The 19,163-nt window shown below is 40.0% G+C and carries 15 protein-coding genes; 11 read left to right on the forward strand and 4 right to left on the reverse strand.

The window, feature by feature from the left end; genetic code table 11:
• Window positions 1-213: 213 nt before the first annotated feature.
• Window positions 214-1,143: an AEC family transporter gene (locus MHB58_RS01300; protein WP_008407946.1), complete on the forward strand. Its 930-nt coding sequence runs from the start codon at window positions 214-216 to the stop codon at window positions 1,141-1,143.
• 290 nt (window positions 1,144-1,433) lie between these two features.
• Here MHB58_RS01300 and MHB58_RS01305 read toward each other — a convergent pair whose 3' ends face one another.
• Window positions 1,434-2,924: a catalase gene (locus tag MHB58_RS01305; protein ID WP_014824979.1), complete on the reverse strand. Its 1,491-nt coding sequence runs from the start codon at window positions 2,922-2,924 to the stop codon at window positions 1,434-1,436.
• A gap of 318 nt (window positions 2,925-3,242) precedes the next feature.
• On the opposite strand from MHB58_RS01305, the gene MHB58_RS01310 reads away from it, so the two are divergent.
• The gene (locus MHB58_RS01310) at window positions 3,243-5,090 is read left to right on the forward strand and encodes an SLC13 family permease (RefSeq protein WP_340734526.1); all 1,848 of its coding nucleotides are present in this window, start codon (window positions 3,243-3,245) and stop codon (window positions 5,088-5,090) included.
• A gap of 47 nt (window positions 5,091-5,137) precedes the next feature.
• Here MHB58_RS01310 and MHB58_RS01315 read toward each other — a convergent pair whose 3' ends face one another.
• From MHB58_RS01315 to MHB58_RS01325, 3 genes are all read right to left on the reverse strand, one after another.
• Window positions 5,138-6,100, reverse strand: a complete 963-nt coding sequence (locus tag MHB58_RS01315) for a fumarylacetoacetate hydrolase family protein (protein ID WP_014824977.1) — start codon at window positions 6,098-6,100, stop codon at window positions 5,138-5,140.
• Between the two features lie 169 nt (window positions 6,101-6,269).
• A complete protein-coding gene (locus MHB58_RS01320) occupies window positions 6,270-7,478 on the reverse strand; it encodes an MFS transporter (RefSeq protein WP_340734527.1) in 1,209 nt (402 codons plus the stop codon).
• Window positions 7,479-7,751: 273 nt separating this feature from the next.
• Window positions 7,752-9,578 carry a helix-turn-helix domain-containing protein gene (locus tag MHB58_RS01325; RefSeq protein ID WP_014824976.1) on the reverse strand — a complete coding sequence of 609 codons (1,827 nt, stop codon included), beginning with the start codon at window positions 9,576-9,578 and terminating at the stop codon, window positions 7,752-7,754.
• 449 nt (window positions 9,579-10,027) lie between these two features.
• On the opposite strand from MHB58_RS01325, the gene MHB58_RS01330 reads away from it, so the two are divergent.
• From MHB58_RS01330 to MHB58_RS01370, 9 genes are all read left to right on the forward strand, one after another.
• Window positions 10,028-11,227 (forward strand): acyl-CoA dehydrogenase family protein, encoded by a 1,200-nt coding sequence (locus MHB58_RS01330; protein ID WP_340734528.1) that lies wholly within the window; start codon window positions 10,028-10,030, stop codon window positions 11,225-11,227.
• 101 nt (window positions 11,228-11,328) lie between these two features.
• Complete coding sequence (locus tag MHB58_RS01335; protein WP_014824974.1) at window positions 11,329-12,321, forward strand: VOC family protein; 993 nt, start codon at window positions 11,329-11,331, stop codon at window positions 12,319-12,321.
• 11 nt (window positions 12,322-12,332) lie between these two features.
• Window positions 12,333-13,187: an alpha/beta fold hydrolase gene (locus MHB58_RS01340; RefSeq protein WP_340734529.1), complete on the forward strand. Its 855-nt coding sequence runs from the start codon at window positions 12,333-12,335 to the stop codon at window positions 13,185-13,187.
• A 68-nt stretch (window positions 13,188-13,255) separates the two neighbouring features.
• A complete protein-coding gene (gene tcuA / locus MHB58_RS01345) occupies window positions 13,256-14,740 on the forward strand; it encodes an FAD-dependent tricarballylate dehydrogenase TcuA (protein WP_014824972.1) in 1,485 nt (494 codons plus the stop codon).
• Window positions 14,741-14,753: 13 nt separating this feature from the next.
• Window positions 14,754-15,611 carry an alpha/beta fold hydrolase gene (locus tag MHB58_RS01350; RefSeq protein WP_014824971.1) on the forward strand — a complete coding sequence of 286 codons (858 nt, stop codon included), beginning with the start codon at window positions 14,754-14,756 and terminating at the stop codon, window positions 15,609-15,611.
• A 20-nt stretch (window positions 15,612-15,631) separates the two neighbouring features.
• Window positions 15,632-16,840: an acyl-CoA dehydrogenase family protein gene (locus MHB58_RS01355; protein ID WP_014824970.1), complete on the forward strand. Its 1,209-nt coding sequence runs from the start codon at window positions 15,632-15,634 to the stop codon at window positions 16,838-16,840.
• 32 nt (window positions 16,841-16,872) lie between these two features.
• Window positions 16,873-17,826 carry a VOC family protein gene (locus MHB58_RS01360; RefSeq protein WP_008407963.1) on the forward strand — a complete coding sequence of 318 codons (954 nt, stop codon included), beginning with the start codon at window positions 16,873-16,875 and terminating at the stop codon, window positions 17,824-17,826.
• A 70-nt stretch (window positions 17,827-17,896) separates the two neighbouring features.
• On the forward strand, window positions 17,897-18,373 hold the full coding sequence (locus MHB58_RS01365) for a flavin reductase family protein (RefSeq protein ID WP_173364567.1): 477 nt from the start codon (window positions 17,897-17,899) through the stop codon (window positions 18,371-18,373).
• 14 nt (window positions 18,374-18,387) lie between these two features.
• Window positions 18,388-19,158, forward strand: a complete 771-nt coding sequence (locus MHB58_RS01370; protein ID WP_014824968.1) for a 2-keto-4-pentenoate hydratase — start codon at window positions 18,388-18,390, stop codon at window positions 19,156-19,158.
• The last annotated feature ends 5 nt before the right edge of the window (window positions 19,159-19,163 follow it).

The raw sequence follows: 19,163 nt of genomic DNA on the forward strand, positions 1-19,163 counted from the left end.
GAAATCAATTTTTACGTACATCGAAAAAACCCCCTTTTTCTCACAAAGAAAAAGGGGGTTTTTGGGGTATGTCTCGCACAGAGTGGAAAATTAGCAATAATAGGTTTGACTGCTAAGCTGAAAACAGAAAAATCCGTAGGAACTTCTGACAATTCCTTTACAAATACGCTATAATTAACTACTACAGCACACATGCACAAAAGGAGTTTTCGCATGGTCTATTTATCGATGATTTTCTTCAAAATTGTTGCACCGATTTTAATTTTACTTATTATAGGTGCTATTTTACAGCGCAAGTTTCAGTTTAACCTTAAAGCATTATCCCACCTCATTACATACTGTTTCATGCCGGCTGCGGTATTTATCAATATTTATGAAACATCCATTGAAATGAGCGTGCTTGGACAAATTACGATTTTTATTATTTTGTTTATCGGTGCGCAAATGCTGTTAAGTCAGCTGCTCACAAAGTTGTTAAAACTTGATAAAAAGGAAGCGGCTGTTTTTAAAAACAGTGTTGTCCTTATAAACTCCGGTAACTATGGGATCCCGGTTGCACAAATGATTTTCGCAACCCAGCCGATCGGGGTAGCGATTCAAGTTATTCTTGTTATTTTTCAAAATATGACGACGTATACATATGGCTTGTATAATTTAATCTCATCAACAAAATCAGGATTAGCGATTGTCCGGGACTTTTTGAAAATGCCGATCGTTCATGCGCTAATTATTGGTGCGGCATTAAATTATTTTAGTGTACCGATCCCGGAAACGTTTAGTATTCCGCTGGAGCATATTGCAGACGGATTTGTGGCGGTTGCACTTATAACATTAGGTGCGCAGCTTTCTACAATCGAAATGCGCTCGATGTTCAATAAAACGATTTTTGTCAGCTGCTTTACACGATTAATAGTCGGCCCTGCAACAGCACTAGTTATTATTTTTGCATTGGGTCTGGACGGAGTAGTGGCACAATCGCTATTTATCGCAAGTGCATTCCCGACATCAAGAAACAGTTCCAGCTTAGCACTGGAGTATGATATTGAATCGGCAACAGCTGCCCAGACAGTACTGTTTTCAACGATTATCAGCTGTTTAACCGTGACGTTTGTTATTTATTTATCGACGATTTTATTTGCTTAGAAAAGGGAATCAAATAGAATTAAAAGTTTGATTGGAAAAGGTTAAAACGAAACGGATATTTTTACGCACAGCTAAAAAACCCATTTTTCTCATAGAGGAAAATGGGTTTTTGGGTTATGTGGCAGCCCTTTTTGTATATAAAAAACCGCAAGTATCCCCTCAGATACTTGCGGCTGTAAGCGATTATAGTTGGATATCAATAACGCTTTCGTAATCTAGTAAACACTAAATCAATGAAAAGCTAGTGAATTTAACAATTTGAGCAAGAAGCTAAATTCATAGAGTACTTCTTAGTACATACTTACCGTATTAGAGTATGGGTTTGAAAGGTCCATACCATCTAATGAAAGACCCATTGCCTTCGCTACACCTTCACCATATGCTGGATCAGCTAAGTAGCAGTGTAAAATGTGACGACGTTTGATGAATTCTTCAACACCGTTCATTTCTGCAGCAGTTGTTTCGAATAAACGTTGTTGCTGTTCCGGCGTTTGAAGACGGAATAATTTACCTGGTTGCTCGAAGTAGTTGTTGTCATCTTCACGGAAGTCGTAGATGTCAGCTGGACCATCAAGAGCTAATGCAGGGTCTTTATATTGTGTTTGACCTTGTAATGCGCCATAGCTATTTGGATAGTAAGTAATTGCAGAACCACGGTTTCCATCAGCACGACCTTGACCATCACGGTGATATACCATGAATGGGCATTTTGGTGTGTTTACTGGAATTTGGTGGTGGTTAACACCTAAACGGTAACGAGTTGCATCTTGGTATGCGAATAAACGAGCTTGCAGCATACGGTCTGGTGAGAATGAAATACCAGGTACAACGTTTGATGGAGCGAATGCAGCTTGCTCAACATCAGCGAAGTAGTTTTCCGGGTTACGGTTTAATTCGAACTCTCCAACTTCTATTAATGGGTACTCAGATTTGTACCAAACTTTTGTTAAGTCGAATGGGTTGTCCTTAGAGTTGCGAGCTTGCTCTTCAGTCATCACTTGAATGTACATTTTCCATTTCGGGAAATCGCCTTTTTCGATTGAATCGAATAGGTCACGTTGTGAAGATTCACGGTCTTTACCGATAATTTCAGCAGCTTCTGCACCAGTCAGGTTTTTAATACCTTGTTGTGTACGGAAGTGGAATTTCACGTATACACGTTCGCCAGCTTCGTTGATCATTGAGTAAGTGTGAGATCCGAAACCGTGCATGTTGCGGTAACCTGCCGGAATACCACGGTCAGACATTACGATTGTTACTTGATGTAAAGCTTCTGGTAATGAAGTCCAGAAATCCCAGTTCGAGTTGCCGTTATGCATGTTTGTTTTTGGATCACGCTTAACTACGTGGTTTAAATCCGGGAAGTGTAATGGGTCACGGAAGAAGAATACAGGTGTGTTGTTACCAACCATATCCCAGTTACCTTCTTCAGTGTAGAATTTTAATGCGAAACCGCGAATATCACGCTCAGCATCAGCCGCACCGCGCTCACCTGCTACAGTTGAGAAACGTGCGAACATTTCTGTTTTCTTACCAACTTCAGAGAAAATTTTTGCTTTTGTATATTTTGTGATGTCATGCGTTACAGTAAATGTACCGAATGCACCAGAACCTTTTGCGTGCATCCGACGCTCAGGAATTACTTCACGGTTAAAATTCGCTAATTTCTCAATTAGGAATACGTCTTGTAATAAGATCGGGCCACGGCGACCAGCTGTTTGCGAATCATCGTTCGATACTACTGGAGCACCAGTAATTGTTGTTAAACGTTCGTTTGTCATGTATAGTTCCTCCTAAATCTTTTTGAAAAACTCTTCATAAATAATATAACAAATCTAAATGATAATTTCTACTAGATTATAATAATTCTTTTTAAGGAATCTTTGTATTAAAGAACTGGTTATTATATATGGATATTAATGAAAATTCCGATAATATAGTTTTCTAGTAAATTATACCTTTTTCCAGCTTAGAAAGATAAAGATTGCTCCACAATTTTTGGTCAATAACCACTTTTTACTTGTTTATCGACAAATATGGGTAGTTCTTCTATTATTACCTATATAGTAGAGGCAATTACTTTACGAAAGGACATAAGCATGCAACTAACATTAACTTTTATTATTTTAGCAGTTACGATACTTCTATTTACGACGAATCGATTGCGGGCAGATCTTGTCGCAGTAATGGCGTTATTATCATTTGTCATATTAAATATTTTGACTCCCGCTGAAGCGCTGGCAGGGTTTTCGAATTCTGTCGTCATTATGATAGCAGGACTATTTGTTGTCGGGGCAGGTATTTTAAGGACGGGTCTTGCAGGAATGGCAGGAAACCTTCTCTTGAAATGGTCGGGGGATAATGAGCTCCGTCTCTTCATTTTACTTCTTGTCATTGTCGCAATTGTCGGGGCGTTTATGAGCAATACAGGTACGGTTGCATTAATGCTGCCGATTGTAGTTTCGATAGCAATCAGCATCAAAGTAAGCCCGTCCAAATTTTTAATGCCGCTTTCGTACATTGCGAGCATGTCGGGGCTGATGACATTAATTGCATCGCCGACAAACCTGATTGCTTCGCAAACACTCGTTGATCACGGCTTTGAAAAACTAGGATTTTTTACGATAACTCCAATCGGAATTATCGCAACGATTACCGTCATTATTTATTTAGTATTAGTACGCAATGTGCTGTTGCCGAATGAGGATAACCGTTCGCAATCAAGTGCGGGGTATAAGCTTTCTCCCAAAAAAATTGCCAAGGAATATGATTTACATGATAAATTGTTCCGCGTTGTCGTAAGCGAGCATTCGACCATTTCGGAACAAAAGCTTGCTGATTTGAAACTTCCGGCAACCTATCATATTTACATTATGAAAATAAAACATGGCGCTGTGCAGGAAGGGCTTAATTTACGACCGATGACGTACCAGGAACTTGCGGGTCCGAATAGTGTTATTCATGTAGGAGATGAATTGTATGTTCAAGGTTTTGCCGATGATGTAGCACGGTTTGCCCATGATTTTGCGTTGACGGTTCAGCCGTTTGAAGATCATGCAAAAGAGCTCGTCACGAAAAAAATTGGTGTAGCGGAAGTATTGCTAACACCGCAGTCACGTCTTATCAAGGAATCTGTCAGTAAAATCGGGTTCCGTGAAAAGTACAATTTAAATATTCTGGGAATCAACCGTAAAGGTGATTACTTATTGAAAAACATGGCCGACCAAAAGCTGCGTTTTGGGGATGCGATTTTAGTGCAGGGAACATGGGATGAAATCGAGCTGTTGTCCCGAGAAACGCATGATGTTGTCGTAGTGGGGCAGCCGCGAGAGTTAGCGGGAGCAATTGCAGCAAACGGAAAGGCTCCGATTGCTGGTATCATCATGCTGCTGATGATCGGACTCATGGTATTTGAAGTGTTTGACGCCGTTATTGCTGTATTAATCGGAGCCGTTCTTATGATTATTACAGGCTGTCTGCGCAATATGGATGATGCTTACAGCAAAATGAACTTTGAAAGTATTGTGCTCGTAGCGGCAATGCTTCCGATGGCGACAGCACTCGAGAAGACAGGGGGAATGACGATTCTCGCGGAAGGGATTATCAGTTTGCTTGGAGATTTCGGATCATATGGTGTATTGATGGGGATTTATTTATTAACAGTTGTTTTCGGGCAATTTGTTAGTAATACTGCGACAGCGGTACTGTTTTCGCCGATTGCCATTACTGCAGCACTTGCTATGAATGCAAACCCGTATACATTTATGATAGGGGTAGCAACTGCTGCGAGTATGGCATTTGCGACACCGATTGCATCTCCGACAAACTCTCTTGTATTAACAGCGGGCGGCTATAAATTTATGGATTTCGTCAAAGTCGGTGTTCCATTACAGATTATTATGTTTATCGTCATGATGATTGCAGTACCGTTGCTGTTCCCATTTTAGTCGGTATAAAGGAGGTATTTGAATGGGATTGTCATTCAAATACCTCTTTATTTTATTGTAACAGCCTGTACAATTTTATTTTCCTGTACGCCTAAATCAATGACACCATCTTCACTTTTAATTTCAAGGCGCATCACATCACCAGGCTGTAAATAGCCGTTATCTTTTTGAGAATTGTAGAACGCCTCTATTTTTTCTTCAAAAGGGATGGAGTTATCATAAATGATTCCTAAAATCTCAGCATTCAGACGTAGACCTACACCAGCAGGAGTACCTGTTAAAACAAGGTCACCAGTTTTCAAATCAAAAATACTCGACATTTCGGTTAATGTTTCAGTCGGTTTAAACAATAGCTGATCTGTTTTCACCTGTTGACGCGTTTCACCATTTACAGATAAATGGAGCTCTAGCCTTTCTAAATAATCAATTTCGCCGTCTTCCAGTAAATATATATACGGTCCAGTAGGGCAGAAGCCGCGGTAGCTTTTTCCTTTAAACCATTGTTGTTCAACGATTTGTACATCCCGTGCGGAAACGTCATTCGTAATAACGAAACCTGCTATATAATCTTTTAAATTATGCTCCTTCACTACAACCGCTTCCGTTACATCCTGCTTCATAATAATGCCTAGCTCAATTTCATAGTCGAGTAAGCGAACATGTGCAGGGCATACGATATTTGCTGTTGCAGAAGTTAACGTACTAGGTGCCTTAGTAAATAGTAGATTATATGGCGGCTTTTGCTGTGAAAAACCGGCTTCCACACGGTGTGCGCTGTAGTTTGTACCCTGACAGTAAATATTTGCATCATCTGTTACAGGCGAAAGAATGGTAATGTCAGATTGATTGACGATTTGACCTGTTTGTTTGGCAGTAACAACATCCTCCATACCCGTTGTTAAAATATCCCGTAATGTTTGGTAAGAACCGTTGACTACATAAAGTTCATCCTCTAATACACCCCATTGATTCGCATCATCTTGCTGAAAGCGTACTAATTTAATTCCCATTGAAACCCCTCCTAAAATAGTGAAGTACCGTAATTGTAATTAAAAAAGTAAAAAATAGTTAGTTGTTAATTAATGGATTTATATGGGGAAATCAATAAAAACTTATGAAAAAATAAAACAAAGGCTGTTCAACTATGAGGTAAACTCATAGGAACAGCCTTTTAATAGGCTAAGCAACTTCAGTCTGACCTTCACTTTCATGAGTGGGAAGGGGTGATTTTCTTGTTGCAATAACCGCCCAGACAATGGCTAAAATAAACAGACCGATAGAAGATACAAGTAAAGTAGAACGCCCGCCTTCTAAGCCAAAAATACCTAAAAGAGTGGCAAACATGTAAGGGCTCACAATACCGCCCAAACCTTGACCGGCAGCAGCGATACCGACATAGGAAATCCCTTTTGCCAAGTTAGATAACTCCGATACACGTGCTAATACGCCGGGTAGAACGATTCCCAAGCCCATGCCTCCAAGTACACTTGCTACAAAGATCATCGTTAGACTACCTACTGCAGAACACCATAAAATACCCGTAGCTGTTAACAGTACACCTAGTGGTACGATCATGTTTGGCAACATAGAACGCAATCTGCCGAAGATGAAGCCTGTTATTAATGTACCTGTTGTAAAGAGCGATATTGCCAAACCAGCTTCCGTCGCATTTCCTAAACCTTCAGTTTGAATAATGATTGATATATTTGTTACATAGCCAAAAATGAATGCTGAAAAAATGATCTGTCCAATTGTAAAGCCGTAAACTGTTTTAGGTGCTTTAAATAAAACATCTTTAATTGACGCGTTTGGTACATCCTGTTTTTTCGGTTCCGGTAAAAACATGAACGTAATAGCTAAAATCCAAATAGGGAATAAGTACACTAGGAATCCATAATTCCAACCATAAGAGTCTGCCAGCATACCACCAACTACTTGGAAGAAGATTGCACCAACACATGCGATTGTCGATGTACCGAATCCGATCAGGAAATCACGTTCACGGCCATCAAAGAAACCAGTAATAATATCGATGGATAAAGGTAGAGTGATACCAACACCAAGGCCTAAAATACCACGGAAAACAATAATTGCGAATAGATTGCTTAAGAAGAATGGCATGATTCCGCCAATTATGAATAAGATTAACCCGGTCGTTAATAATGCACGTTTTGAAAATTTATTCGCTAGCTTACCATAGAAAAGGGAAGGGAAAATTTGAAGCAACCCGGGTATTGTCGCAATTAACATAACAGTAGTAGGGCTGAACTCCGGGAAGGCTACAATAAGGTCTGCCATAATCGATCCAGCTACACCAGCAGCTACGTCTTGGAAGGCAATCAGGACAATTAAAAACTTTAAAAAACCTCTGTTGGATGTTGGAAACATGAAATACCCCCTAATTTTTTATTTATTTGGAACTTAAAAACACAGCATGTTGTGCAAAATACCCCCTCAATCGATTGAATATTCAGATATTATCATGTAAGCCCTTTCACGGGAACGATAATAATTTACGGAAAAGTATTTTCTAATTAAACAAAAATTGTTAAATACCGGAAAAATATTGTTGACCGAATCAGCTTTTGGCGTATGAAATTAACAATTAATAAAAAAAGTACAAAACTACGGAAATTCCGCTGTTTTGTACTAGAAATTCGGTTATTCTATTTCAATTTCACCTAGAACGATTAACGACTCAATTAAAAGAATTAATTCAAAAAGGTTTTTTGAGCTCCGCAGGTTCCGGTCAAGCAGTTCCTCAATTTTTTGAATACGGTAAACAAGCCCGCTCATCGATAAATTCAAGTCAACCATTGTCAGATTAAGGTTTCCGTTATGATTTAAAAATGTGTATAAAGTCTTCAAAAATTCGTCTCTTTTATTTGGTTTTAATGACAAAATAGGATCCAGCTCACGTTGGGCCAATTTCACAATAATATCGCTGTTTTGATGGTTAATTAATGAGCCAAGTATATTCGTATTTTCAAAATATACGATTGTATCCCGCTTATTGATATTTAACGACGAAATAGCCTGGCGATGTGCTTCCGCAATGTCATCAATATCATTAATTACGCGGCTTAAGCCAATGCGGAAATCATGATTTCTGAATTTACGCTGTAAGTGCTTCAATATATTTTGATAAATATCCTCGGTATCATCCTTTTTAGGGAACAGAAATACAATTTCATCCTGGAATTCTGTAATGAAAATCGATGTTTGATGCATTTCCAAATAGACAATGACGGACTGAATAATTTTAGAAATAGTGGAAGCTTCATGAACAGGTATCCCCTTTTTGGAGACGCCAAGATTGCCGATATAAAAATCTTCATTTAGATCAATTTGTAGGAGGTAACTGCGGCTGATCATACTTTTCTTAGAAGTATACTGCTGCTGCAGTAACTGTTCAAAAAAGTATGCTTTAATATTTTCAGTCGCTTCCAGACTCGATTTTTCATTTAAATAGCAGAGGGAGATGGAAACGGCTGAGCGTTGTAAATAATGCATTTCTTCTTTATAATTTGTATCCTTCGAAAAATAGATGAAGGAAATATAGCCAATAATTTGCTTCTGTACGATAATCGGACTAATTAGCCGCGTATGATTCGGACAATCTACCTGACTTGGCTGCATAGGGTCGATTGGCTGAATTAAAATTTTTCCTGACTTTGTTTGGGGCATTTGCTGAATAAAATCCTCTTTAATAAATTCCAGCTGTTCCTGTGTCATCCCAATCGAGTGATGTGTATTAAAGCTTAAGTCCTGTACGATAGCAGGTATGTTCAGCGTATTGTAAATTGTTTCTAAAATCTGGTCGATGTGCATTCCTTGTGAAATACCAAGTGTTAGGTTGTTATGGAAAGTTGATACTTTTTCTGTATGTTTCTTCTCTTCGAAAAGCTCCATATATGTTTTGTTCAAATCATCAATCATACGTGTCTGACTAATTTTCCTTAAGTCGGCTTGAGTTTCGGGATCCCAGTGCTCCAACATGCGCATTTCAAATGCACAATGTTCATCGCCCTTGGCACGGCACGTCATTTCTACAATATATACTTCTTTTTTCGTTAAATAAGAGGTATAGCCACTTGAATAACCGGCCAGTGTATGGCAAATACAGGAATCACTTTGACTGAAATGTTTCAGGTGTTCTTCAACTTCATAAGAATTTACCCAAATTCCTTTAGCGTACATATACTTCACCGTATCATCAGGGTTTAAGTGTAAGACTCTTTCTGAAAGAAGATCTGTAATTTGCCCGGATGCAAGGTGGTATCCGACAGCACTATTTAATTTTTCGGTTAATGTGAGTGGTAAATAATCAACTTCTTTGGCATGAGTAATACCGATATTCCAGCCATAACGCTGTAAAAAAAATTTTGCGTATTCCAGGCCTAAGCTTTCAATCAGTTCCTTTCTTAAAATTCCAAATGTATTAGTAGTAGTATACAACGCTTTATCTACATAAGATGAGCCAGCCATTTTAAACCTCCTGAATATTCGGAATATTATCTATTTTAAAATGAAACATACCATACTTTACATAGAAATGAGAAGATACTTTTTAATATTTATTAAAAATTAGTAAAGAAATTACTATTTTCAACTTAATATTATTTTCTATAAAAAACTTAAATTTGGTCTGTTATTCCTGCTTTTTGTAATATAACTAAAGGGAATTATTATGTTGGAAAGTGGCTTTATACAGAAAAACGTTTATTTTAATTTGAAAATCGTTTTCCATAAAAATGAAACAAAAAGATTTGCACAATCCATAAAAACCGTATTTTTTATACGAGTGGACGTTTGCTGTCTGATCAAGATTCGTTAATTTTTACTTATATTTGATTGTAAATTCCATAGATATTCACCATATTATTCGAAATTTAAAACCGTAATATTGGATTTAACAAATATAAGGAGTTGAAATGATGACGACAGCGCTTACAGAAAGACAAATTGAAGTAATGAATAAAATGCAGGAGATTGCAGCGAATGTTCGTAAACGTGTTAAGGAAACAGAGGAGATTAGAAGAATACCAGAAGCGACAATGCAGGAATTGAAAGATTCTGGCTTAATGTATATTTTACGTCCGGAACAATACGGCGGTTTGCAGGCAAGTGTCGAAACTTACAGCCAGGTCATTATTGAACTATCGAAAGCATGTGCTTCAACTGGATGGATTGCTTCTCTATGTGCGATACGCGATATTATGGTGGCGGAATCATTCAATGAAAAGGCACACTTGGAAATTTTCTCTGACAATCCGCAAGATGTATTATTTGCGGGTGTTTACGAACCACGATCTTGTACGGTCCGTAAAGTGGAAGGCGGTTACCTTGTAGAGGAAGGTCACTGGATGTTCTGTTCTGGTTCACTGCATGCGACGTGGGGTTACTTTGGCATGTATACAAAAGATGAGAACGACAACATTTTAGAGCAGCTGTTAATGACAGTGCCGTTTGATGTACTGGAAATTGAAGATGACTGGCACACACTAGGTCTTCGTGGAACGGGCAGTAATGCTGTGAGAATGAAAAACGTTTTCGTACCGGAACACCGTGTTACATCATTTGTGAAAATTTTAGACGGAGATTTCCAGTCACCGCATTTACGCGATATTCCGTTATATAATTCTGCATTATTCCCATGTTTAATTTTATCTTTAGGTTTACCAGGTCTAGGTGTTGTAAAAGAGATGCTCGATAATTTTAAACAATCATTGCCTTATCGTACCGCTCAGCATATGGGTGTGAAAATGATTAAAGATGCGGCGAGCACACATCATTTATTAGCAACAGCCGAGTTAAAAGTAGAAACTGCTGAACTTTACTTTATGAATTTAGCAAAATCGATTGATGAGTGGGCAGCAAAAGGGGAGATTATGCCAAAAGATTTACGTCTGAAAGCGTTGGCGGATATTGGCTACGCAAATGAAATGCTGAATGACGCGGTTCAGGCAATTTTAAGAGCGAGCGGATCCGGCTTTGTGTATGATGCGAGCCCGATGCAACGTCTCCTTCGTGATTTCTTAACATTAAACTCCCACCGTTCATTGTCACCGGTTATTACGAGAGAAAACTATGGCAGACAATTAGCAGGTTTACAGCCAAATCAAATTCGTTATTAAGTAAATATTTACGGATTTTTCAGAAAAAACAAAAAAGTTTTCTTGTAGTTTGATAGTTGTGAAGTAAAGTACAGTTACTTTTAAGTAAGGGGGCTAAGTGAATGAAACAAGCAATAGCAAAATTAGGGTATGTCGCATTACAGTCTTCGAATGTGGAAGCATCATTGCATTTTTTCCAAGATGTTATCGGCCTTGAGCTAACAGAACAGATTGGAGATACGTATTATTTACGGGCGTGGGGAGACTTCCAACACCATACACTGTCCATTGCGCCAGGTGAAGCAGGTCGAGTAACCCATATCGGTTTCCGTACAAAGCGCAGAGAGGATGTTGCTTTATTTGCGGATCAATTAGGCGGCAAAGGTTATGAAATTGAGCATATCGCCGCTTGGACAACACCAGGAATCGGTGAAGCAATCCGTTTTACGGCACCATCGGGTCATCGGCTGGAGCTTTACTATGATATTGAAAAACCGGTTGTGGAAGAAAGCCGTCGCTCTGTTCTGAAAAACCAAACTTATAAATCATACAACAAGGGCGCTTCTCCTCGACGTCTTGACCACGTTAATATTCATACGGATGCGGATTCAAGTGTCACTTATAAATTCTTCACGGAAGAACTTGGTTTCCGGATCAATGAATGCGTTGAAACAGAAGAAGGGGATATTTTAGCCGGCTGGATGAGTGTAACACCATTAGTACATGATGTCGCTTTAGTATCTCATGAAAAACTTGAAACAACAGCGCGATTCCATCACATTTCTTACTGGCAAGATAACTCAGGCGATTTACTGCGAGCTGCGGATATTTGCAAGGAGCACGGACTGCAAATTATAGGACCTGGAAAACATAGTATTTCACAAGCAATTTACTTATATGTAATTGATCCTGGAAGTGGTTGCAGAGTGGAACTGTTTACAGGTGGTTATTTAATTTTCGAGCCGGACTGGGAAACAATCGTATGGCGTCCCGAAGAACGTGCATTTGGAAACACTTATTGGGGGGATAGCATTACAGGTAATCCGCTTATCGTGCCAACAATTGATGCCACAGGGATTAAAGAGACAAAAGCAGTTCCAGCATTAGAAGTATAGGAGGATGGAAAATGACAGTAGCAAATGAAGTGAAAATTAAATCAGGTCACGTGAAAACAGGTAAATATACATCATTTGTCCATGAGGCAGGTTCAAAGACAAATGAAACGATCTTATTTTTACACGGTTCAGGTCCTGGTGTAACGTCAATCGCCAACTGGAGTTATGCTTTAAATGACTGTGGGAATGACTTCCACTGTTTAGCACCTGACCTATACGGCTTTGCCGATAGTGATCATCCGGATGAACCGCTTAAGAATCGCCAATTGTGGATGGATTGCTGGGTAGAGCAATTAATTGAGCTGCTAGATTACTATGAAATCGAAAAAGCCCATGTAGTAGGGAACTCGTTAGGCTGTTCCATTGCGCTAGAACTGTTGCTTGAATATCCTGAACGTTTTGACCGCGTTGTATTAATGGGTCCAGGCGGCACACCTAATACGAAACTAAGCTTAGAGTTGGCACGCGCAAAATCGTTCTATGACAATCCTTCTAAAAAACGCCTACAGCAAATTATGGGCTGGTTCGTTTACGACAAGGATGCGATGCAACCGGCTATTGACGGTTTAACAGATGCACGCTATGCCAATGCGATGCGAGAAGAAGTAAAGCGCTCAAATAACTCGATTTTCTCGACGGCAGCTGTACCGATTCCAGTCGTAGCGTTAAACCGCATCGGCAATCAGATTTTATTAATCCATGGTCAAAACGATAAAGTATGCTCAATCGAATCAAGCTATTATTTAGCAGAACATATTCCAAACGCACAATTGCATGTATTCCCTCAATGCGGTCACTGGACACAAATCGAGAAAAAAGAGTCGTTCAATTATTTAATTCAACAATTCTTCAACCGTAAAATTTAAGTCTTTCTGAGTGTTTTCCGCTGAATGATAATAAAGCGCTTACAAAATGAAGTGGAAGTGATTTGAAAATGTTAAATGAACAAGCAGATATCGTCGTAGTAGGTGCCGGAAATGCCGCGTTATGCGCGGCCATTTCGGCAGCAGAACATGGCGCGAAAGTAACGGTACTGGAAATTTCCTCTGAAGAAGAAAAAGGTGGCAATACGACATATACGCACGGATCAATTCGCTTTGCTTTTAAAGATGGTGAAGAGGTTAGGCAATTGCTACCGGATATGACGGATGAGGAATTTGCGATGACGGATTTCGGCAGCTATCCAAGCGAACAGTTTTTTGATGACGTATGCACAATGTCGAACTTTCGTACAGATTACGATTTAACATCGGTCATGACCGACAAAAGCTTTGAAACGATGCAATGGTTACTCAATCACAATATTAAATTCATCCCGATCTATGGTCGGCAGGCATATAAAATAGACGGAAAATTCAAATTTTGGGGCAACATGGTCATCGAAGCAGTCGGCGGCGGAAAAGGCTTAGTTGATGCGTTACATAATGAAGCCAATCGTTTAGGTATTACAATCCATTACAATACGGCGGCTGTTGATCTCGTAACGGAACAGCGCAAAGTAAAAGGGATTATCGTCCGTCATGCCGGTGAAGAACGCCAGATTGATTGTCAGGCGATTGTACTGGCAAGCGGCGGCTTCCATGCAAATGTGGAAATGCGAACGAAATATTTAGGACCTGGTTGGGATACTGTTCATACGCGCGGATGTAAATATAACGTGGGAGACGGCTTGCGAATGGCAATGCAGCTCGGAGCCCGCACAACAGGAAACTGGTCTGGTGCACACGCGGTTGGAGGCGACCGTTATTTGCCGGATTATAAAGAAGGCTTCCAAAAATTAAGCTATCCATTTGGCATCCTAGTCAATAATGAAGGCAAACGCTTTATAGATGAAGGCTCCGATTTCCGAAATTATACGTACGCCAAACTTGGACGTGAAATATTAAAGCAGCCGGGGCAATGTGCATGGCAAATTTTCGATGCAAAAACAAAACCTTTCCTTCGGGAAGAATATGAAGGGCGTCACGTGTCAAAAGTGTCCGCGCCAACGCTGGAACAATTAGCGGAAAAGATGGACGGTATCAACAAAGACCGTTTCCTGCAGGAAGTTGATGCTTTTAATGCAGCGGTAAGCCGCGACACAGCATTCAATCCGAATATATTGGACGGCAAAGCAACTAGTGGTTTGGACGTTCCAAAATCCAATTGGGCAAACCCGATTGAAGAAGGTCCATTTGAAGCGTATGCCATCGGGTGCGGTATTACATTTACGTACGGCGGTTTGAAAATCTCGAAAAAAGCGGAAGTCATTCATAATGATTTCACAACGATAGATGGCTTATATGCAGCAGGTGAAATTGTCGGCGGTTTGTATTATGACAATTATCCGGGTGGTGCCGGCTTGACTTCCGGTGCAGTATTTGGACGCATTGCTGGGGAACATGCCGCAAAGTATAGCCAACAAAAAATGACGGTTTAGGGAGGAAGTTATTATGACTATTATTGAGCGCAAAGTAAAAACAGGCGATTACGAAACATTTATTTTAGAGGGCGGTATCGGGAATAAAGATGCGGTAATTTTAATTCACGGATCTGGCCCTGGAGCAAATGGTAAAGCGAACTGGCAATTTGTCATTGATGATTATGCGGAAGATTTCCATGTTATCGCCCTTGATCTCTTCGGTTTCGGCAACACGGACCATCCGGAAGAATATCCGGAAAACGGTGTGCAATGGATGTCGGTACGCGTGAAGCAAGTACTCGACTTAATGGATGCGCTGAACATTGAAAAAGCAAATCTGATCGGGAACTCTTTAGGCGGCGTTGTAGCAACATATTTGAACATGGCTGCTCCAGAGCGCTTCAATAAAATTGTTCTGATGGGTGCAGGTGTCTCGTTATCACAGCCAACACCGGAACTGTCAAAACTGGCAAACTTCCATTTAGACCCGACAAAAGAAAACTTGCGCAACTTACTGAGCTGGTTCGTCTATGACCTGAATCGTATGCAGGACTTTGTAGACCAAGTAGTAGAGGCGCGTTGGGAAGCATTCCAACGTCCGGAGATCCAACGTTCATACCGTGAAAACTTTACACGTTCAACAATGATAGAATTCCAAATTCCGCAAACGGCACTGGAGCGTATGCAAAATGAATTTTTACTAATCCATGGCTACCACGATCGTTTCGTGCCAGTACAAAGCAGTCTTTATGCGCTGGAACATTTACCAAATGCAGAGCTGCACATCTTAAAAAGATGCGGTCACTGGGCAATGATCGAACAGCGTGAAGAATTTTTACACGCGACAAAGCACTTTTTCACAAAGGATAAAAAAGAAGTACATTCTTAATCATATAAGGGGGCTATATCATGGGAGAATCAGTAGTAAGTACATTATCTGTAAGCGAAATGCTTGTTGAGAACGCTCGCCAGCTCATACCGAAATTACGTGAAGCAACATTGGAAATTGATAAAAACAGTCAAATTCCAGATGAAATCATTCAGGAAATGCGTGAAAAAGGATTATTGAAAGTTTTACGACCAAAAATTTTCGGTGGACATGAAACAAGCATGCAAAACTATTTTGATGTCGTAACTGAAATCAGTCGCGGAAATCCGTCTGCCGGATGGTTCACAGCGTTAAGCAATATTCGCGATTACATGATTTCCTATGTATACGGCGAAAAAGCGCTAGCAGAGATTTTTGGGCCAAACCGTGATAATGATGTGATTTTAGCAGGTAACTTCAAACCGATCCGTATCGATATTGAAAAAGTTGATGGCGGTTACTTCATTAAAGACGCACAGTGGCCATTCGTATCGGGTGCTCCGTATGCAGACTGGTTCTACTGTGGCGCACCGGTTGACGATGGCAATGGCGGAATCGAAATGGCGATTTTAATCGTACCTCGTGAGGATGTTACAGTTTTGGACGACTGGGATGTAGTCGGTTTAAAAGGGTCCGGCAGTAACAGTATTGTCATTAAGGAAGTGTTTGTCCCGGATCACCGTATTTCATTAGACCGCTTAGCTCAGCAGCGTCATTATATGATCGATGAATTAAAAGACAATCCGTTATACCGTACACCATTCGTACCGTCACTGACATTATCAATTGCAGCACCGGTATTAGGCACAGCTCTTGGCGGATTTGATGTCCATATGGAACGTGTGAATAAAGCAGGGATCGGCAATACATTCTACAACAAAATGTCAGATGCCCCGCTGACACATTTACAAATAGCGGAAATCGATCTGAAGTTGGAGTGCGCAAAATCGTTATTCGAAAATGCGATTAAAATTTTGGACGATTACTCAACGAGCGGCAAGGAATTCACGCAAAAAGTAAGTATTCGCATTAAGGCACAGTACGGCTATGCCAACCAATTATGTAAGGAAGCGTATGATTTGATGCTTGCGGGATCAGGTTCGGTATTTGCTTACAATAGCAACGTATTCCAGGCGTTTTACCGCGACTTTATTACGATGCATTTACACGCATTCATTACACCGTCAAGCTTACTTGAAACACATGGACGTTTAATGGTCAATCTTGAGCCAAACACGTATTTCGCGTAAATAAATTAATAATGAAAAAAGGGGAATGCACTATGACAAATCCGGAAATTTCAAAACTCGGCCACTTTGGTTTAGTAAGTACAGATTTAGAAAAATCACTTTGGTTTTTTAAAGAAGTAATTGGTCTTGAAGAAACAGAAGAAGCAGACGGTGTTCACTATTTACGTGCATGGGGTGACTTCGAGCACCATACATTAACGCTTCGTGCTGGTGAAGAGTCTCGCCTTGATCATATTGCATGGCGTACAAAACGTCCTGAAGATGTAGATGCTTTTGCTGAAAATCTGCAAAAAGAAGGAATCGAAATCAATTGGGTAGAGGAAGGCACGGAAAGAGGTCAAGGAAAAGCATTCCGCTTCCAGCTTCCTAGTAAACATACATTTGAAATCTATTTTGATATGGAAAAAACATTAGCTGCACCGGAAACACGTTCTGTATTAAAAAATCAGACGCATAAATCATGGAATAGAGGAGTATCACCGCGTCGTATTGACCATGTGAATCTATTAAGCTCTATACCGGCAAATGAATTTTCAGATTTTATGATACAACACTTAGGCTTTAACTTACGTGAATATGTGGAAGCACCGGACGGCAGCTATTTAGGCGCATGGTTAAGTGTAACACCACTTGTACACGACATTGCATTTAGCTTTGATCCGCATTCCGCATCTACACACGAAGTACACCATATTTCATACTGGCTGGATAATGCACAGGATTTATTACGTGCAGCGGATATTTTAAAGGAAAACGGTATTGAGTTTAAAGGTCCAGGAAAACACGGTATTTCACAGGCAATGTACATTTATGCAATTGACCCTGGTAGTGGAGTTCGTCTGGAAATCTTCACAAACGGCTATTTAATTTTCGAGCCGGATTGGGAGCCAATTCGTTGGACGTTAGATGAGATGAGCTTAGGTTTCACTTATTGGGGTGATCAAATGGACAATAACCCTGAAAATAACCCGACAATTAAAGCGTAAAAGTGTCTCGCACCAAAGCGGATAGTTTACGAAGTGAAAATAAAATATTTACAGAGGGGGCTTCATTATGATGGATGATCGTTTATTTAGAAATGCGATGGGGAAGTTTGCGACAGGTGTTACCGTCATTACAACAGAGCACGATAAACAAGAGCATGGTATGACAGCGAATGCATTCATGTCTGTTTCTTTAGAGCCGAAACTGGTTGTAATTTCAATCGGAGAAAAGGCACGCTGCCTTCCAAAAATTAAAGAGAGCGGCATTTTCGGTGTAAATATTTTAGCTGAAGATCAACAAGATCATTCAATGGTTTTTGCCGGTCAAAAGAAAGATGAAGTAGTAGAGGTAACTTTCGAGCGTTTAGCAGGGGTACCGGTTTTACAAGGGGCCATCGCACAGATCAGCTGTGATGTTGTATCGGAGTATGTCGAAGGTGATCACACATTATTCATCGGCAAAGTACGGGATATTAAGCTAGATGATTCGAAAGAGCCATTATTATTCTACGCGGGCAAATACCGTTCATTAGAAACAATAACTGTATAACAGGGGGATTCAAATTGGATATTCAACAAGCTGCAAGTGCCTTATTAACTGCTGAACGTTCGAAACAGCCAATTAAACCTTTCACGTCGTCAACTGATATTTCAGTTGACGACGCTTATCATATTCAGCTGTTACAAATTAAAGAGAAATTGAAGGAAGCTGAACTGGTAGGCATGAAGGTTGGATTGACGAGCGAAGTCATGCAAAAGATGTTCAATGTAGACACACCTGATTTCGGGCACATTTTGAGCACGATGGTTTATGAAAATAACAGTACAATTTCGAAATCGCAGTTTATTCAACCGAAAGTAGAATTCGAAATTGCTTTTTTATTAAAAGAAGATTTAAAGGGACCGAATGTGACAGTTGAACAAGTATTACAGGCAACAAAAGCGATTGCACCGGCAATTGAAATTATCGATAGTCGCATTATGGACTGGAAATTTAAATTTGAGGATACGGTTGCAGATAACGGTTCATCTGCCGGCGCAATTATTGGTACACCATCTGATTTACCATCTTTTGAAGAACTCGCGAACATTCCGATTGTCGTGAAGAAAAATGGCGAAGTGATCGATCAAGGTGTGAGCAGTGCAGTAATGGGGAACCCAGCGAGAGCAATTGCCTGGCTTGCCAATATGTTAAGTGAATATGATATCTCACTTAAAGCAGGTCAATTCATTTTAGCAGGCGCAATTACAGCAGCAGTATTTTTCGAAGTGAATGACGAGTTTGAAATTGATTTCGGTAAGTATGGACAGCTAAAAGTACGATTTACAGATTAAGGATT

It is taken from the genome of Solibacillus sp. FSL K6-1554 (genome assembly GCF_038005185.1).
Lineage (GTDB): Bacteria > Bacillota > Bacilli > Bacillales_A > Planococcaceae > Solibacillus > Solibacillus silvestris.

Bases quoted from the DNA above. Each gene is read 5' to 3' on its own strand.
- MHB58_RS01330 (WP_340734528.1), top strand. From the start codon at position 10,028: ATGACGACAGCGCTTACAGAAAGACAAATTGAAGTAATGAATAAAATG.
- MHB58_RS01310 (WP_340734526.1), top strand. From the start codon at position 3,243: ATGCAACTAACATTAACTTTTATTATTTTAGCAGTTACGATACTTCTA.
- MHB58_RS01325 (WP_014824976.1), bottom strand. From the start codon at position 9,578: ATGGCTGGCTCATCTTATGTAGATAAAGCGTTGTATACTACTACTAAT.
- MHB58_RS01340 (WP_340734529.1), top strand. From the start codon at position 12,333: ATGACAGTAGCAAATGAAGTGAAAATTAAATCAGGTCACGTGAAAACA.
- MHB58_RS01315 (WP_014824977.1), bottom strand. From the start codon at position 6,100: ATGGGAATTAAATTAGTACGCTTTCAGCAAGATGATGCGAATCAATGG.
- MHB58_RS01355 (WP_014824970.1), top strand. From the start codon at position 15,632: ATGGGAGAATCAGTAGTAAGTACATTATCTGTAAGCGAAATGCTTGTT.
- MHB58_RS01335 (WP_014824974.1), top strand. From the start codon at position 11,329: ATGAAACAAGCAATAGCAAAATTAGGGTATGTCGCATTACAGTCTTCG.
- MHB58_RS01320 (WP_340734527.1), bottom strand. From the start codon at position 7,478: ATGTTTCCAACATCCAACAGAGGTTTTTTAAAGTTTTTAATTGTCCTG.
- MHB58_RS01350 (WP_014824971.1), top strand. From the start codon at position 14,754: ATGACTATTATTGAGCGCAAAGTAAAAACAGGCGATTACGAAACATTT.
- MHB58_RS01360 (WP_008407963.1), top strand. From the start codon at position 16,873: ATGACAAATCCGGAAATTTCAAAACTCGGCCACTTTGGTTTAGTAAGT.
- MHB58_RS01300 (WP_008407946.1), top strand. From the start codon at position 214: ATGGTCTATTTATCGATGATTTTCTTCAAAATTGTTGCACCGATTTTA.
- MHB58_RS01305 (WP_014824979.1), bottom strand. From the start codon at position 2,924: ATGACAAACGAACGTTTAACAACAATTACTGGTGCTCCAGTAGTATCG.
- MHB58_RS01365 (WP_173364567.1), top strand. From the start codon at position 17,897: ATGGATGATCGTTTATTTAGAAATGCGATGGGGAAGTTTGCGACAGGT.
- tcuA (WP_014824972.1), top strand. From the start codon at position 13,256: ATGTTAAATGAACAAGCAGATATCGTCGTAGTAGGTGCCGGAAATGCC.